This window comes from Algoriphagus jejuensis (genome assembly GCF_039523455.1).
Lineage (GTDB): Bacteria > Bacteroidota > Bacteroidia > Cytophagales > Cyclobacteriaceae > Algoriphagus > Algoriphagus jejuensis.
In genome coordinates, this window is sequence record NZ_BAAAFI010000002.1 from 1 (window position 1) to 15,334 (window position 15,334).

Below are 15,334 nucleotides of genomic sequence, written 5' to 3' on the forward strand. Positions count from 1 at the left end.
ACAGTCTGGCTGACGCCGACTTGAGTAACGAAATTTAAGAAAATCCTTATTTCTTCTTGATCTTAAACACAGAATCTCTGCGATTGGCCTGGCCAGCGAGTCATGGGAAATCTCGTACGTATCCGTACTCTCATTGTAGCGAAGTAATCGGCTGTTGGAAAACGCTTCTACCACATCTATCACCATTTGTTGATCTAAATCTGGCACCCGCTCAAACAACTCTTTCTTGGTAATCGGATCTTTAGTGCCTTCCAAAGTGGCAAATGGAGAAAGGATTTTCCAAGTAAGCTCTGGTTTTAGGTCTGAGTATTTCCCTTTTAATTCTTTAGAAATATCAGCGACCTGCTCTTCTAGAAAATTGCTCAGGATATCCCCGATTTCGCCCATTTCGTTCACCTTGGCCAGCGCAAACTCAGCGGGTGATTCACGGGTTTTGTCTCGGGTGATAGTCAGATAGAGCTTGTCGAGAAATACCTGTAAGAAGGGTAACTGAATCGTCAGTGACTTCTTTCCGCCTTTGATCTTGTGAAATATTCCTTCTGCTACAGCATCTTCTTCGCCGGCTTTGATGCTGATGTTAGAAGTCTCATAAGCCGCCGCGCCCTTGATGACCAGCTTCACCTTTTCCAGGTTCATCGGCTCCACCCTCAGCTTTTTGCGAAGCAAAGTTGGGATGGCCCGTTCGAAGTCAAACAGATGACCGAGGTATTCTTCACGAATCGAAAAAATCAACTTCACCGGCAGCTCCGCCCGCAAAACCCCTTGGATTGTATCAATAAAAACCTGTTGCTCCGAGGGCGTTCCCAGGATGAAAAGCTCCTCAAACTGGTCAAAGATCAAATAGACCGGCCGGAAAGATTTTTGATAAACTGCCTTGATGGATCGGGCCGTTGGCGTCAATTCTTCGGTGGGTTTTCCCGGTTCGTCTTCCCAATCATCCAGCCATTTGGATTCGACCGATCTGGCATCCACTTTTCCTCCTGCCTGCTCCAATGCTGCGGTCAAGGAGTCATTGATATTGCTACCTCTGCGGATCATCAAATCCAGCCAGTCATGCGATTGGAATTTCCCCGCCAGTCCGCAATTGATCAAGCTGGTCTTCCCAGTTCCAGAGGCCCCATAGACCAGTACGATTGCCGACTGAAATACCATTTCGTACAGGGCGTTGATCTCCTCGTCTCTCCCAAAAAACACCCCCCGATCTTCTCGCCGATAGGAATCCAGAAATTTGAAAGGATAGGTTTTCATAGTATTCTATTTTTGGGACTAGAGGATTTTTGGAACTTGAAAAAAATTAAAAGGTGTCTTCCGTGGCTTCTTCTTCGATTCCGGTGAGGGTCTTTTTTGCCTGAAAAAACAAGCTGTAAACCTTGTCGAAGTTCATGTCTCGTCTGTTTTCTTTCTTCGAAAGCCAGCCGTTGAGCGAGTTCAGGTTGGACGCATCGGGTTTGGGGTTATCAGATTTTCTGACGATTTCTGGGCTGTTGTCTTCGATAAAACTGAAGTTGAGATCCAAGTTGCCGAAGGTGTTGCAGTAGGAATAAAAGCAGATTTTTGATCCGCCAGAAAGCGCCAATCCATTGAAGTCAATGATAAACGGATCGAGATTGATGTTCTGCCGATAGTTGTCTTTGAACAGGATGACTGCGTGAGAAATCACCGGTGAGGACTCACGCCTGACCTTGCTTTGACTGTTGCTGTTGGCTTGGCTTTCGCCTACCAGCAGGGTGTAGTTGTGCAGATACAGGCCTTCGTTATCGTATCGCTGCTGATTGTAGTCAATCTCGTTGATCGAGATCATGCGGTACTCGGCCAGAAAGGCCAAATTTTCCAACACTATCGTAAGGTTGGTTTCTGCGATTAGGCAGTCTTCCAATTGAAATCCCGAACCTTTCATCAGCTGAGGAATCTCGTTTAGCTTTTCACAGGCTTCGAAAAAATCACTTTCTGGGGCGAGTTTTGGAAGGAGTCCTTGAGCTTCGGAAATCAGGAAATCCAAGTTGTTGGCGGCAAAGATTTCCAGGAGATTTTTCAGCAAGACTGCAAATCCAAGCAGATCCTCTTCGGAAGCATCTCTAAAGAATTTGACCAAGGCCTCAGATTGAGCCGAAGAAAATTTCACCTTTTTAGAGAGCTGATGATCCCACAAAGTCGAGATCAAACTAAAACAAATGAGTTGCAAGCCCCTTTTTGCGGTCAAATGGCAGTTTTGCAGGTATCGCTTCATCTTGCTCTCTGAGTAGTCCTGCTCTCCGATGGACATCAGTTTGCGGATGTGACCACCGATCACACCGACATAGCCGTTGATGATAATTTGCTTTGCGGTTCGGACCAATTCTACCTTTTCGGCCCAGTCAGGATTGGAAGCCAAAAAATCCCCGGCTTTTCTGTTGTGTGCACTGATCGCCAGCAGCGTCCTAGTGGTAAGTAGGTCATTGAAAGTGTTTTTGACGGGAATTTGAGCATCCCCTTTGCGTTCAATATCAGCTACCCCACTTGAGCCTGACGCAGCTTCCGCCTCAAATACCGGCATAATCTCGTCCATTTGGCTGCGGTATAGATTGATCAGATTGTCACTGTTGGAGTACTCGGTTAAGAAGTGACCGAGCCCATCAATTTTCTTTTTGAACTCCAACAGCGTGTTAATCTCGTCGGTAATGGCACCGGTAGTGATATTGGCATTCTTAAAGTAAGTCCAGATTCTGGGTTTGCCTTGATCTTTGAAAGTCTCATAGGCCGTATCAAATTCCTCGGCGGTGTATTTTCCCACTTTGGTAAAAAAGAGACACAGGACGATGTCGCAATTCCTTATCGCGTTGTTGTATTCACTCTGGAGACGGGTGTCGGAGATTGCGTCCAGAAAGTACTCCCATTGCACCAACTCCAGGTAGATGTTCTTTTTGTGTTTGATCAGGCGATCATTTTCCTTGCTGATAAATATTCTGAATTTATCCCTATCCTCTTTGAGTTCTGACGAGGAGGCAATAAAAATCCGTATCGTTTTCATGGGCTAACACGTTAATCGAGGCATTGGAAAGAATATCAATGGGTTGTTTTCCACACGATAATCCTAAAATACAGATTTTATTCAGAATAATATTTTGCCTTTAGATAGGCTGAGTGATAGTTTATCGGAAAACAGAATTGAAGTCCCGTGCACACACCAAATGTTGATACCTGTCGTTTGTGATTAAATTATATGTTGACCGATACAGTTGAGTTGGTTTTTGTATCTAGACGTTCGAAAATTTGAATAGCCCTTTTTAATCGTCACTTATGAATTTTAGACTGAAATCTCTTTGTCTGGCATTTGCCTTTGCTTTTTCCATCACCAGCAACCTGTCTGCACAGAGTGAGCGGGAGATCGATAACCTGAAAGCATTTGCAAAAGCCTATGGGTACGTGAAGTATTTTCACCCCAGTACCGAAGCAGCCGAACTCGATTGGGGCTGGTTTGCGGTCTATGGTGCACAGGAAGTCCTGCAATGTCAAAACAGCGACGAACTGAACAAGACGCTTAACCGGATTTTCAAAAGCATTGCCCCCACTGTGGTTTTTTCCGCTGATCTTCTACCAAAAAACCAGCTGATGAGTTTGCAAACGCCAGAAAATAAAAAGGACTATTTGAACACTTATTGGCAGCACTACGGAGTCGGAAAGGACATGGTCAACCCGAGCAAGCTCTACAAAAGCGTTCGCGTGAATGCTCCACAAGAGGTGGAAAATAGCGTGGGATTTGGTGGCATAGGGACTCAGATCGACGCCAAACCTTATTTGGGAAAGCGGATCAGACTATCCGGCAAAGCGAAACTCGCTTCTGAAAGCAAAGGGTCGGGACATCTATGGATGCGAGTGGATAATGCCGACAAAAGCCCCGGTTTTTTCAACAACATGGAAGACAGCCCGATCAGAAATGCTCGATGGGCAAGCTATTCCTTTGAAGGGGAAGTCGGGGAAAAAGCGAAAATGATCTATCTCGGCGGTTTTTTGAAAGGGCAAGGAGCCTTGTTTGTCGATGAACTGGAGCTGGCTTATGAGGAAAATGGGGCCTGGCACCCGATTGAAGTCAAGAACGGCAACTTTGAGAATTCCAATCTTTCTGGCACAGACTGGGCTACGATGGGTGGCGGAGTCGAAATCAAAACCAATTCGGAAGAGAAAACGCAGGGAGCAAGTGGCTTGGAAATCCGCTTCAAAGATCCCGAATACCTGCCTGCCAAAGCTCTCTTTGACACCTCTCCCGCAGCGGATGAATTTTGGATTAAAGAACTTTCGTCCGAGACCTGGATTAACATGCCGCTGTCACTCTATAGCAAGGACGGGCAAACTTTTCCAAAAAGCCAGATGTCTATGGACCAATTGATCGATAGCCTGGAGACGAATACTCCGACTACTGCTGAGGCGCTGGAGTTTCGAATCGGGAATTTGATCAACGCTTGGAACGTCTTCCAGCATTTCTATCCTTATTTTGAGGAGACTGGAGTCGATTGGGAAGCGGCACTGGAGGAAAGTCTGCTTGCCAGTTTCCAAAGCAATGAACCTGGACACCTGAACGAGCTCAAACTCCTCACCGCAAAATTAAAAGACAATCACGTCTCAGTCTTTAGCATGCAGTCGCTCTTTTTTGCACCGCCGATCCGGTGGGAGTGGATCAAAAAGCAACTGCTGATTACCCAGGTTTTGGATCCAACTCTGAACCTAAAAGTCGGAGATCAGGTCGAGGAGATCGAAGGTCAATCGCCTGAAGCGTACTTTGCCAAAATCGAAGCCGGAATCTCCGCTGCAAGCAATGGTTGGTTGAGCTATCGGGCTGGTATCGAAAGCCTATTGGGACTGCAAAATTCTACAATGAACATTCAGGTGGAAGGCGAGTCGATTGCTCTCACTCGCGATGCAAATTACTACCAAAAGCAAAATGAGCTGAAAGCTTTTCAACCCAAGTATCGAATCATCGAGGAAGACATCATCTATCTCAACCTGGATCTGGTGCCGATGGACACCATCAATCTGCTGATGCCTCAGTTGGAAAAAAGCCGGGCAATCATCGCCGACCTGCGTGGCTATCCGACCGGCGGAAACCATCAACTGATCCAACACCTCCTCTCCAAACCCGACAAAGACAAATGGATGGAAGTCGCTCAACTGATCTATCCTGATCAGGAAGAGCCCGCTGGATTTACTGAATCAGGTTGGGATCTCAGTCCAACAAAACCCTATTTGGGAGCCAAGAAAATTATTTTCATCACCGATGCTCAGGCAGTAAGCTATGCCGAAAGCTATATGGGTTTTATCGAAGCACATGACCTCGCTACCATCGTCGGCCAACCGACCTCGGGTACTAACGGCAACATCAATCAGTTTGACCTGCCGGGCGGCTATAGGATTACCTTTACCGGAATGCGGGTCGTCAAGCATGATGGATCTAAATTTCACGGAGTGGGCATCTTGCCCGATGTGTATGTCGAAAAGACGACTGAGGGAGTGAAGGCGGGAACTGACGAGTTTTTGGAAATGGCGATCAAATTGGCGAAACAGTAGTCTAATTGTACGCAACATTGTGAGCGATCATTCAAGTTTGGGAAATCCCCCCAAGCCCCTTGAAAAGGGGGAGCCGCCTAAGAAGAGCCTCAGTCGATAACGGTATTTGCCGGCGCTCAAATAACCGAACCCATCATCGGTTTTTCATTTCTTGGGGATTCAGCTAATTTGAGACCGAATAAAAAACCCTTTCGATGAAGCTCAAAACCCTCCTTCCTTTTCTTGCCTTGGCCATCGCCTGCTCTTCTCCGAAAACAGAGGAAGCGACTGCCGAAAAACGCTCCGGCAATCCGATCTTTGAAGGCTGGTATGCCGATCCTGAGGGAATAGTCTTTGGGGATGAGTATTGGATTTATCCGACCTTCTCGGCGGCATTTGAGGAGCAGATGCACTTCGACGCCTTCTCATCCAAGGACTTGGTGACTTGGGAAAAGCATGAGCGGATCCTCGATTCTGCGGACATCAAATGGGCTAAACAAGCCATGTGGGCACCGGCTGCCATCGAGAAAGATGGCAAATACTACCTGTTTTTCGCAGCCAATGATCCCCTGACTCCGGAGCGTCCGGGATACGATCCCGACAATGACATCAACCATTTTGGAGGCATAGGCGTCGCCGTGGCCGACAGCCCTGGAGGTCCATTCAAGGATCATCTGGGGAAGCCGCTGCTTTCCGATTTCCACAACGGTGCCCAGCCGATTGATCAGTTTGTTTTCAAAGACACTGACGGCACACATTACTTTTTCTACGGCGGCTGGAGCCATTGCAATATCGGGAAGCTGAATGCCGATTTCACTGGCTTTGAACCTTGGGAAGATGGAGAGCTTTTCCACGAAATCACGCCTGAGGGCTATGTCGAGGGACCATTTATGTTTTTGAGAAAAGGAATTTACTATCTGATGTGGTCGGAGGGCGGCTGGACCAATGACAGCTACAAAGTGGCCTATGCAATGGCCGAAAAAGCCACCGGGCCCTATCGACGGATCGGAACCATCCTCGAATCTGACACCACCATCGCGACGGGAGCCGGCCACAACTCGGTGATTCAAAAACCCGGCACAGACGAATGGTACATGGTCTATCACCGCCGACCCATTCCCACTGAAGGCCGAGATCACCGCGTGACCAGCATCGACGTGATGGAATTCAACGAAGACGGCACAATCAAGCCGATCAAGATGACTTTTGAGGGTGTGGCTGCAAATCCCATTCGATGAGATCTATGCAACAAATGATTCTCAAAAAGTCCCTTTTCCTTCTTTTCCTTTCCTTTTTTCTCATCCACTCTTCGTCGGTACCAAAACAGGGCGACTTTTTGGAGATCTCCAAGTTTGTGGATGGGGATACCTTTTGGGTTAAGCATCCAAACGGAACTGATGAAAAAATCAGGTTAATCGGAGTCAATACACCGGAGGCTAGAAATACCGGCAGAACGCAAGTCGAGTATTTTGGCAAAGAAGCCTCAGCTTACGTCAAAAAATATCTGACCGGAAAGAAGGTCAGGTTGGAGTATGACGTGCAGCGCCTGGACAGATACAAGCGAACCTTGGCCTATGTCTATCTGGAGGACGGCACTTTTTTGAATGCCCATTTGGTCGGAAATGGCTACGCCACCGTGGCCACTTATCCGCCCAATGTCAAGTATGCTGCTCGCTTTCAGGAACTGGAAAAGAAAGCACGATCAGGCAAGAAAGGCCTCTGGGCTGCACATTGATTGGATTTGAGCCCATCGGATTGGAAAAAAACCGGGAAAAAAGTCCTGAACTCCTCCTTCCCGGTTCGTTATTTCAATTTTTAAAATCAGATTGTTCGGCCCATTTGGGGATCCGAGATGCTTTCCTTACCCGTCTCGATTCGCCCCGCCAGTGTGTATTTCAAGTTTGCGCCAGTGGCCTCTTCGATGCTGAACTGGTACCAACCCTTAAACTTGCCAGTATCGATGGTCAGCCTTTCCTCAGCCCCGGCCGCTACCACAAAAGATTCCTCAAGCTTCTGATAGATGTCGTCTTTTGCCGTTAAACTCAAGGACTTGGAGGACTTGTTTTTCACCAAAATATCCAGCATCATGCTCGGGCCTTGATTCTGAACTTTGGCATGGCAGCTCACTTCAAATGCTGTATTAGAGTCTCCCATGAACTCCCTGAAAAACCCATTTGGCCCGTAGACTTGCAGATGAACCAGTCTGTTCTCGAATTCGTCCAAAGGCCAGTCAAACGTTAGCTCATCGCCTGCTTTGACGGCAAACGCCCAGGTTTTCACCGGTTCAAATTTCCCCGTTTCAATGTTCAGGTAGTTGCCAGGCGCATAGACATGAAATGGCGCTCCGAGTGATTTTTCTCCAAAGAAATCAGTTGCGGCTTTGAACCTGATCTGGAATTGCGATCGGGAAGTGTCCAAACCACCATTCACTCTTAGGTCATAGTTCAGCGCATTGGAAGGTTTTACTCCAGGTTCTTGTTTAGGCAAAAGTGCTGATTCCAAAGGATTCCTCGCAATCTCCAGTGCCTCGGTATCACTCAGCGCTTTAAAGTTGGTCGGCAGATTCTTAAACTTCGCATTGTAGATCTGCTGCACAAAGGCGACTTTGTCCACAGACTCAGGCAGGTCCATCGCCTCTCCTTGATAGGGTCTAAAAGCAGAGGTCAAGTCTCCACTTACGGTTCTCCTCCAAGAGCTGATGTTAGATTCTTCGATTTTTTTTCCTGTTTTCTTCGAAAGGAAGTTCTCCAAAAACTGGATCGTGGAAGTGATATCACATACTTCTGAGTTGACGTATCCCCCTTTGGACCAGGGCGAGGCAATAATTAGAGGAACCCGATATCCAAGGCCAACGGGGCTGGTTCTGGCTTCGTCTTCCTCAAATCCAGCTTTGATCTCTTGCGCTCGGGTGACAAACTCTCCCTCCGCAGACAAGCCGGCTGACATTGCCCCATTTTTGGTAAGTGGACTCGGTGGAACAAAGGGTGGGATGTGATCAAAATACCCGTCATTTTCATCGTAGTTGATCATGAATATGGTCTTCTTCCACATCTCAGGATTCTCTGTAAGGATATTCATGATTTCCGATACGTACCAGGCCCCGTACCAGGGCGCGCTGGGGTGGTCGGAAAATTTTTGCGGAGCTACCATCCAAGAGACCATTGGCAGCTTGCCTTCCTTCACATCCTTGCGAAACTGATAGAAAATGTCTCCTTTTGGGATCTTCGTCTGGCGTTCTTCGCCATCTTCGGTATAAGTGAGTAGCTCAGTGTTGTGATAGTCGGGATCTGCTATGTTGGTTTGGAAGGCCTTCTGGTGGAGGCTTTTAGCTCGATCATCGAGCTTTGCAAAGTTCTCCGGATTCCACTTTTCGAGGTAGGGCCCGAGCTGGCTCAGCTGTTCCTCTTTTTCGGCAAGCGTTTTTTGGACGGTTTCGGCATCAACTCCCTTGGTCTTCAGCTGCTTCTTCAGGGACTTGATCTCTTTGGGCAGCGTTTTTTTCATTTTCAACAAATACTCATAGTGTCCCGTCGCATAGCGGACGCCGTATTGTGAAAACCACTCCAGGTTGTTGTCGGTGAAATTGGCCAGCAGTGATTCGTCATCGCCCTCCAGCACGGTGCTCAGGCTGATTTCGTTTTGGTACACGCGCCAGGATATCCCCGCATCCTCCAGTCTCTCGGGAAAGGTGGTCCAGTCGGCTTCCCTGCCATAGGTAAGCTCGCCGTTTCGCACCTTGGCTTTGTCTCCAGACTCGCCATGGGTCTTGCCCGTCCAGAAGTAGCTTCTGTTGGTAGTTGTGCCGGTGAGCGCTGCACAGAAATGCTGGTCACAGACCGTAAATGCATCCGCCAATGCATAGTAAAAGGGCAAATCCTCCCGGCTGTAATAGCCCATGGTCAGGGGAATATCAGCAAACTTTTTTCCCGGTCTCTTCGCATCGATCCATCCATCGTACTTTCCTTCATTTCGGGCATCGACCTGATTTTCCCAAGAGTGAGGGGTGCCTCCCATCCAAGTGGCATTGGTGTCTTTGATATCAAACCGAAAGGGGGCAAAGCGATTGCCCGACTTGTCGGCCTGGAGCCAGACGGGATTTTTGTCGGGCAGGGAGATGGCCCGGGGATCATTGTATCCCCGCACGCCCTTCATCGTTCCAAAGCAATGGTCAAAGGAACGGTTTTCCTGCATCAGAAAAACAACATGCTCTGCGTCGTAAAAAGTAGTGCCTGGATCGGCGGCTATGGCCATTGCCCGCTGAATCGCCATGGGCATGGCGCTCCAGATACTCGCACCTCCCGTGACTAGGGCGGCTTTTTTGAGAAATTCTCTCCGGGAATCGTTCATGGATCTGAAAATTGTCGGGCTGGTCACCAGCCCCTGTTTAGCATTGAATGTTCGTGGTCTAGAGAAACGCCTATTTTTTTTCTTTTTCGGAAGATCAGGCGGCCTGCCCCACAATAATAACTGGACTTAGCCCAAAACAGGCTAAGTCCAGCAGGTAAATAGGTTGGAGTGGATTTATTCAATCCACCAAGTCATTTGGTGAATGTTGTCGTTGCCAGGGCCAAATTGCTCGGTGATGGCCGCGCTCACATTGTCTGCATTGAAATTATACTCAGACTGCGGATAAATCCAGCGATAAGGGATCTGGACTCCTGCGGGTCTTCTAAAGGTGGGATATCCCGTGCGGTGATGGTCGTAGAAGGAGGTCCACTGCAACTGAAAGAAGGACTGCAGGTACTTCTGCATCACGATCAGCTCGATCTTTTGCTCCATGGTGGTGGCTTTGGAAAAGTCATTTTTTGCTTCGCTGAGATACTTCATGGCCGCCTCACTGTCGACATAGCTGCTGTATTCTTCGGAATAGGTCTCGTAGAATTTGAAGGAAGCTTTTACTCCTTCTTCGTACAGCATCTTTGCGTCAGCGCTGATCCAGCCACGGACTGCCGCCTCGGCGAGGATCAACTGTTGCTCCGAGTAGCCTAGGAGCTTGTAGGGTTCATTGACTGGATCACGGTGATATCGGTCATTTACCCGAGAGACATTCCCTTTAGTCGCTTTTTCATTGACCTGTCCATAGGGAGCAGCTGGATCGCCACCTTCATAGGCAGAGAAGTCATCGATCGCCTTGCCCGCTTCTTTGGCAGACTTGGTCTGGGTGGAATAGATGAACAGGCGGGGATCTTTACGATCCTGAAGTCGCTGGATAAAGGTCGAGTCCATGTACATCCCAGAGCTGAATCCGCTGCTGTTGAAATCCGGGTAGCGATTGTTTTGCTGGTCCAGGAACACCAACTGGCCGCTTTCTGACTCACTTTTCATCAGAGGACTGGAGGTGTAGATGAAGTTGAATTCGCTGAAATCGATGTCTGTCGTTCCTGATTTAGTAGAAAGAGTCATCAAAACTTTCAGGCGGAAGGCATTGATGAGTTTTCTCCAGGAAAGCACATTCCCCGCATAGATGATATCTCCTGCGATGATGGTATTCTGAGCCGCGAGAATCATCTCTGCCTCCTCGAGCTCTTTCAAAACTCCCTTGAAAACCTCTTTTTGCTCATCATACTCCGGAGCGTATCCTTCTTCCTTTTCACCTTTGAGCGCAGCGGAATAAGGCACATCTCCGAAATTCAAGGTGAGATTGAAGAAATAATAACTTCGGAAGAATTTCCCCAACGCAACGTAAGATGGGTTGGAGATACGTTCCGCTTCTTCGATCATCTTGGTGACATTGCGAAGGACAGAATAGGGGCCATAGCTGCCTCTGTCCCATTTGTAGTACTGGTTGGCATTTTCTCCGTCAGTCTGCACGAGCATCTTTTGTGCATACAGCGGAGAGGTGCCTCCGTACGCCCTGAACACTTCCCATTCCACATTGGTCAGAAGGAGCTGTGGGTGAGTTTCGGTGGGCAGGTTGGGATTGATGTTCATCTCCTCCAAGGGCGTGCAGGAAAAAACCACCATCGCCAGCAGTAGGATTACGATATTGTTTTTCATTTTATTCTGGTATTTGTAAGTCAGAAAAATCAATTAGAATACGGCTTTGAGGGTCATACCTACGTAGCGCGAAGAGGGATCCTGGAGATTGCTGTCGTTGCCATAGTCTGGATCAAGGTATGGGAGATTTTTGAGAACAAACAGGTTGTATCCATATAGGGAAAGATCCAGATTTTTGATCTTCTTGGACTGCATGATGTTCATCAGGTCATAGGTTACGGACAATCTGCGTAGCTTCAGGAAGGAGCCATCATATACGTTTGCGAAGATTTCGCTTTCGTCCTCGGTCACTTGCGCACGATAGGGATAGGTCTGCGCCCAAGTCTGCCAGCTGACAGCTGTGGTATTTGGTCTATACTCTCTGGTATCGGAAATCACCGTGCCGTCGACATCTCTGATCAGTTCGCCACCCGTCACGACTACGCCTTCTGGTACATAGACCGGTTTGCCGGCAGCGTATTCTTCGTCCCGATATTGGGTAGAATTGGGATGCTTTCCTCCCCACCACATCTTCTCGATGGTCAGCGAACGGATCAAGCCACCCCAAGCACCGTCGAAATCCATGGCTACGCGAAATTTGTTGATCTTAAATTGGTTTTGTACACCAAATCTCCAAGAAGGATCCAAATGACCGATTTTAGACAGGAAAGGATCTCTGGTCGGCAAGCCCGAAGTGCCATTGAGGATCACCTGTCCATCTGCGCTTTTCTGCCAGATGGTAGCATAATAGCTGTCCGCCCGGTCTCCCTCTCTGAGGTTTCCAAACTTCTCATCATCCCCGTAGATGTCTGTAAGCTTCTTTTCAAATTTGGTCCAGTTGACACCGATATCCCAGCTGAATTTCTCACGCTGAATAGCCGCATAATTCAACATCACCTCAAAACCGTTGGTAGTATATTGGTTGCCGTTGACTTTGCGGGAAGTGTAGCCGGAAGCCTCGGAAATGCTCAGATCGATGATTTGATTTTCATCCAAGATTCTATAGTAAGTACCTTCCAAGCTCAATCTTCGCTGCGCAAAGGAAGTCGACAGACCCGCTTCAAAGGTCGTGGACTTTTGAGGCATGATCTCCGGGTTTACCAAGCTGGAAGAATACGTGACCGAAGGGATGGATCCATAGGTCACACCCTTGTTGTAGGTAGAATAGATGCTGTACGGACTCAGGTCGCTGGATACTTCTGACCAAGAGCCGTAAAGCTTGACGAAGTCGATAGCCTTTGGCATCGTGATAAATTCCGAAATGATCGCACTTACCGAAGCCGAAGGATAGAAATAGGAATTGTTCAGCTCCGGAAGCGTGGAGGACCAGTCATTTCTTGCCGTCACGTTCAGGAATAAGGCCTGCCATAGATCCAGACCTGCTGAGCCGTAGACACTTCGGATTTCCCGGTCTTCGACGTAATTGGTGGCTTGCACCGGGCCTTGGGTGTTGTTGAGACTATACACATAAGGTACGATCAGACCATCCGAGGACGAATAGGACTGCTGATAACTTCTGTAGAAGCTGGAAGCGCCAGCATTGACTGTCAACCCCACAGTCTTGCTGAGTTCTTTGGTGTAGACAGCCAGGAAATCCGTGTCGAGATTGAGCTGCTCATCCTTCCAAAACTTGTAGTCGCCGTTTCTGGAGTCGCCGTAGTTCATGTAGGACTTAGGGCTTTGCATGTCTTCGAACAGGCCCTTTTGTCTGGCCGAAAATCGTCCCTGAACATAGAGGTCGGGAGAGATCTGGTACTTCAATTTCAGCTTTCCGTCCATGACATTTCTGTTATGAACTTGGTTGAGTTCATGGGCTGCGAAGTAGACGTTGTTGTACCAAGCGTAGTTGAAGTTGGCTTGGCGATACCCCTCGAGTCCCGGTACATACATATGGTCTCTCAGATCCTGCCCATTTACATCATCACCCATCCAGATGAGGATGGTGTACATGTGATTTTTTGGTCCGTAGCCGTAGCGCGGATAGTTGGGCGAATAGACCTTGTTGTAGCCGAGCGTCGCGTCCAACTGCAATTTTTCGCTGAGTTTGAAGGACGAATTGAAATTAAATCCGCCGGTATTCACGGAGGTGTTCGGCACTTGGCCTTGTTGATAGGCGTAGTTGGCAGAGAACATCATCTGGGCTTTTTCTCCCTGATAAGCCACGGAGATGTCATTTTTGGTCACAAAGCCCGTTCTCATGAAGTCCTTCAGGTTGTCGTGTCTTACCCATGGCGTCGCCACGCGTTCATATCTGGATTTGTCGTCATAGACTGTTCCTGTCACACTTCCGTACCAGTCGATCTGCTCACCGGTCACTTTGTCACGGATGGGGCTGTTCCACTGAGGCACCATCACACCGGGTTCGAACTTGGGACCCCAGATCATATCACCGTCGGAGATCCCGCCATCGGCACCATCCCAAAATTCATATTTACCATTGGAGCCGTTGCCGTATTCAGTCTGTGTCTCCGGGAAAACCGTAAAGCCAGCCGTCACCATGTTGTTGGTAGTCGCGGTCACGGTCAGACCTTCTTTGGAAGCATTCTTTCGGGTGATCAGGATCGCTCCGTTTTTTCCCCGAGAACCATAAAGTGCCGAGGCCGAGCCGCCTTTCAGTACGTTGATGCTTTCGATGTTTTCTGGAGAGATGTCAAAGAAATCTGTTTCCACAGGCACACCATCCAAAACGATCAGCGGGCTTTTGCCCCGCAGACTGAAGGAAGGAGACTGGAACATCCCTGTCGGGTTGACGACGGTCAGGCCAGCCACTTGTCCTGTAAGGGCATTTCCGATGTTCAGGGTGGAGGCCTCTGCCAACACATCCGTCTTCACCTCTTGGGTTGCGTAGCCCAATTTCTTCTTTTGCTGCTTGATACCTATTGCGGTGACCACGACCTCCTCAAGCGCCTTGCTATCCTCCTGTAAAGTGACGTTGATGACCGACCTCCCGTTGGTCGCTTCTTCGCGGGGTGAAAAACCAATAAAACTGTAGACCAGCACAGCATCCCCGTCGATCATGAGGCTATAGTTTCCCTCAAAGTCCGCGACGGTTCCTTTGTTGGTACCTTTTACCAGGATAGTAACTCCCGGAAGCCCATCCCCAGCCGGGTCCGATACCTTTCCCTTGACCTGCACCTGCGACCATGCCCAGGCCGGGAGGAGCAGCATCAACAGTGTAAAAACAGTAAAAGTCTTCTTCATCTTTTCGATTAAAATGTTTGACATTAAATAATTGATAGTCAGAGAAATCAATCCTGAATCTGGATTGAGTCTGACTTTATCGCACAAAAGTATCCAGCCTTCTTAAGCATGGATGTGAATTTGGATTGTCTAATTGTTATTTTAATGAAAGGACGTTAATCAATAGTTAACGACTCCGTTTCGGCCTCCCCGCGTTGTAAAAGCTGTTTTTTGAAAATAACCCCAATTGCGGGACTTAACTTCATGGGGATTTCTTTGAAAGATTGTAGCATCCCGGATTTTTCCAAAATCGGAAAAAAAGGACGTGAAAAAATTGCTTAAAAATCCTACTCTGATTTAACAAAGAGATAATCTTTATGGTTACCCGCTTTTATGCCAGTAGCCGAATTGGTCTATTCAAAACAACGATCAACTCTGGCTTTGCCGAAACATCGGTCGCCTGTGCTGAGCGTAGCCGAAGCATCGTTCATTCGTCCTCCTACCCGTATGAAGAAGTAGATTCGATCACTGGCAATACGGTGGATATCCAATGTTTACTTTCTATAAAAAATATAAAACAGGTGATTCTCCAAGCTGGATCTTCACTCCACTAAACTGAAAAATGCCTCCGGATCGTCCAGAGGCATTTTCTTTGGTGTTT

The 15,334-nt window shown here is 48.1% G+C and carries 9 protein-coding genes; 4 read left to right on the top strand and 5 right to left on the bottom strand.

Annotated elements, in window-relative coordinates; translation table 11 throughout:
- Positions 1-1,248 (bottom strand): nSTAND1 domain-containing NTPase (locus tag ABD031_RS01035; RefSeq protein WP_343847934.1); only part of this gene is annotated, 1,248 nt, incomplete at its 3' end.
- Between the two features lie 46 nt (positions 1,249-1,294).
- Positions 1,295-3,007 carry a hypothetical protein gene (locus ABD031_RS01040; RefSeq protein WP_343847935.1) on the bottom strand — a complete coding sequence of 571 codons (1,713 nt, stop codon included), beginning with the start codon at positions 3,005-3,007 and terminating at the stop codon, positions 1,295-1,297.
- 269 nt (positions 3,008-3,276) lie between these two features.
- Between ABD031_RS01040 and ABD031_RS01045 the strand changes: the two genes are divergently transcribed.
- From ABD031_RS01045 to ABD031_RS01055, 3 genes are all read left to right on the top strand, one after another.
- A complete protein-coding gene (locus tag ABD031_RS01045) occupies positions 3,277-5,538 on the top strand; it encodes a S41 family peptidase (protein ID WP_343847936.1) in 2,262 nt (753 codons plus the stop codon).
- Between the two features lie 194 nt (positions 5,539-5,732).
- Complete coding sequence (locus ABD031_RS01050) at positions 5,733-6,755, top strand: glycoside hydrolase family 43 protein (protein ID WP_343847937.1); 1,023 nt, start codon at positions 5,733-5,735, stop codon at positions 6,753-6,755.
- A gap of 5 nt (positions 6,756-6,760) precedes the next feature.
- Positions 6,761-7,252 carry a thermonuclease family protein gene (locus ABD031_RS01055; RefSeq protein ID WP_343847939.1) on the top strand — a complete coding sequence of 164 codons (492 nt, stop codon included), beginning with the start codon at positions 6,761-6,763 and terminating at the stop codon, positions 7,250-7,252.
- 86 nt (positions 7,253-7,338) lie between these two features.
- Here ABD031_RS01055 and ABD031_RS01060 read toward each other — a convergent pair whose 3' ends face one another.
- The 3 genes from ABD031_RS01060 to ABD031_RS01070 all read right to left on the bottom strand — a co-directional run bounded on the left by ABD031_RS01060 (position 7,339) and on the right by ABD031_RS01070 (position 14,718).
- A complete protein-coding gene (locus ABD031_RS01060; protein WP_343847940.1) occupies positions 7,339-9,864 on the bottom strand; it encodes a phosphocholine-specific phospholipase C in 2,526 nt (841 codons plus the stop codon).
- A 174-nt stretch (positions 9,865-10,038) separates the two neighbouring features.
- Positions 10,039-11,514 (bottom strand): SusD/RagB family nutrient-binding outer membrane lipoprotein, encoded by a 1,476-nt coding sequence (locus ABD031_RS01065; RefSeq protein WP_343847941.1) that lies wholly within the window; start codon positions 11,512-11,514, stop codon positions 10,039-10,041.
- 33 nt (positions 11,515-11,547) lie between these two features.
- A complete protein-coding gene (locus ABD031_RS01070) occupies positions 11,548-14,718 on the bottom strand; it encodes a SusC/RagA family TonB-linked outer membrane protein (protein ID WP_343847942.1) in 3,171 nt (1,056 codons plus the stop codon).
- 332 nt (positions 14,719-15,050) lie between these two features.
- Here ABD031_RS01070 and ABD031_RS01075 point away from each other — a divergent pair, with 332 nt between their 5' ends.
- The gene (locus ABD031_RS01075; protein WP_343847943.1) at positions 15,051-15,287 is read left to right on the top strand and encodes a hypothetical protein; all 237 of its coding nucleotides are present in this window, start codon (positions 15,051-15,053) and stop codon (positions 15,285-15,287) included.
- Positions 15,288-15,334 lie beyond the last annotated feature (47 nt).

What these genes read in the sequence shown, in the direction of transcription:
- ABD031_RS01040 (WP_343847935.1), bottom strand. Translation starts at nt 3,007, where the DNA reads ATGAAAACGATACGGATTTTTATTGCCTCCTCGTCAGAACTCAAAGAG.
- ABD031_RS01045 (WP_343847936.1), top strand. Translation starts at nt 3,277, where the DNA reads ATGAATTTTAGACTGAAATCTCTTTGTCTGGCATTTGCCTTTGCTTTT.
- ABD031_RS01050 (WP_343847937.1), top strand. Translation starts at nt 5,733, where the DNA reads ATGAAGCTCAAAACCCTCCTTCCTTTTCTTGCCTTGGCCATCGCCTGC.
- ABD031_RS01055 (WP_343847939.1), top strand. Translation starts at nt 6,761, where the DNA reads ATGCAACAAATGATTCTCAAAAAGTCCCTTTTCCTTCTTTTCCTTTCC.
- ABD031_RS01060 (WP_343847940.1), bottom strand. Translation starts at nt 9,864, where the DNA reads ATGAACGATTCCCGGAGAGAATTTCTCAAAAAAGCCGCCCTAGTCACG.
- ABD031_RS01065 (WP_343847941.1), bottom strand. Translation starts at nt 11,514, where the DNA reads ATGAAAAACAATATCGTAATCCTACTGCTGGCGATGGTGGTTTTTTCC.
- ABD031_RS01070 (WP_343847942.1), bottom strand. Translation starts at nt 14,718, where the DNA reads ATGTCAAACATTTTAATCGAAAAGATGAAGAAGACTTTTACTGTTTTT.
- ABD031_RS01075 (WP_343847943.1), top strand. Translation starts at nt 15,051, where the DNA reads ATGGTTACCCGCTTTTATGCCAGTAGCCGAATTGGTCTATTCAAAACA.